At 62.4% G+C, this 1494-nt stretch carries 1 protein-coding gene; it reads left to right on the top strand.

From position 1 onward, the window contains the following. Positions 1-238 precede the first annotated feature (238 nt). Complete coding sequence (locus tag PY257_RS10685; protein WP_275741585.1) at positions 239-1375, top strand: Fic family protein; 1137 nt, start codon at positions 239-241, stop codon at positions 1373-1375. Positions 1376-1494: the final 119 nt, after the last annotated feature.

Below are 1494 nucleotides of genomic sequence, written 5' to 3'. Positions count from 1 at the left end.
CGTTGAAACTGGCTTCCAGTCTAGCGTTGCGCGGCTTTACTGGGGCTCAACTGCCGGAAATAGGTTCAATTCCCTGTTTGGAAATCGAACCCGCGTCCGACGCCCCGACCAAAAGCACACCCATTCACACCCATTTCGAGATGAGGCGACCCGTCGTGCGGCGATTGGCGTCACCTTTCTCCGCGCTTTGTGCGGTGAAAGAGTTGCGTGTGCGGAGAATGCAGCCCATAATCTCTGCATGAATAGCGGCGATTACAAATACATCTGGCAGGCCAGTGACTGGCCGAACTGGCGCTTCGACCTGGCGGTACTGGCCGGGCCCATGGCCGAGGTCAGTCGTGCCCAGGGGCTGTTGATGGGGCGCCTTGCTGACGTCGGCATGGCTCTGCGTGACCAGGCGAGCCTCGCGGCGCTCACCGAGGACGTGGTCAAGACCAGCGAGATCGAGGGCGAGCAGCTCAACGTCGAGTCCGTGCGCTCTTCCATCGCCCGCAGGCTGGGCGTCGGCATCGGCGCGCTTGCGCCGGTCGATCGGCACGTCGAGGGCGTGGTCGAGATGGTGCTGGATGCCACGGCCAACTGCCAGGCACCGGTGTCGCGGGAGCGGCTGTTCGGCTGGCATGCCGCACTGTTTCCGACCGGCTACTCCGGGCTCTCCAAGATCAAGGTCGGCGCCTGGCGAGACGATGCCAGCGGCCCGATGCAGGTGGTGTCTGGCCCCATCGGTCGCCAACGGGTGCATTTCGAAGCGTCGCCCGCCGATCGCCTCGAGGCCGAAACCAGCCGCTTCCTCGACTGGCTCAATGGTGCATCAAACGAGCCGCCGCTGATCAAAGCGGGGCTCGGCCATTTGTGGTTCGTCACGCTGCACCCGTTCGACGATGGCAATGGCCGTATCGCCCGGGCCATTGGTGATCTGCTGCTGGCACGCGCCGACGGTAGCCCGCAGCGCTTCTACAGTTTGTCGGCGCAGATCCAGCGCGAACGCAAGGCTTACTACGACATCCTGGAGCAGACCCAGAAACGATCGCTGGACGTCACCGAGTGGCTCGCCTGGTTCCACGACACGCTCCATCGCGCTGTCGACCAGGCGCAGCACACACTCGACGCCGTGCTGACCAAGACGCGGTTCTGGCAGCGCTGGGCGACCACACCACTCAACGAGCGGCAGGTGAAGTTGCTGAACAAGCTGCTCGACGGGTTCGAAGGCAAGCTCACCAGCAGCAAGTGGGCGGCCATCGCCAAATGCTCGCCGGACACGGCCCTGCGCGACATCAACGATCTGCTTGCGCGGGGTGTCCTGCGGAAATCGGATGCGGGCGGGCGCAGTACAAGCTATGTGTTGGATGATGCTCCAACGGGGGTGCGCGCATGAAGAAAGACGTGAACGACGATGAAACTGGAGCCTGTCAGAAATTTTGTGTGCAAGAGGGACTTGCAGAATTCGGATGAATTTTTTAAACGCGCCAACGTGCGCTCAAAATAGACTGCGAC

This window comes from Curvibacter soli, from assembly GCF_029211125.1.
Taxonomy (GTDB): domain Bacteria; phylum Pseudomonadota; class Gammaproteobacteria; order Burkholderiales; family Burkholderiaceae_C; genus Curvibacter_A; species Curvibacter_A soli.
This window is presented reverse-complemented; position numbering and strand designations above follow the sequence as displayed.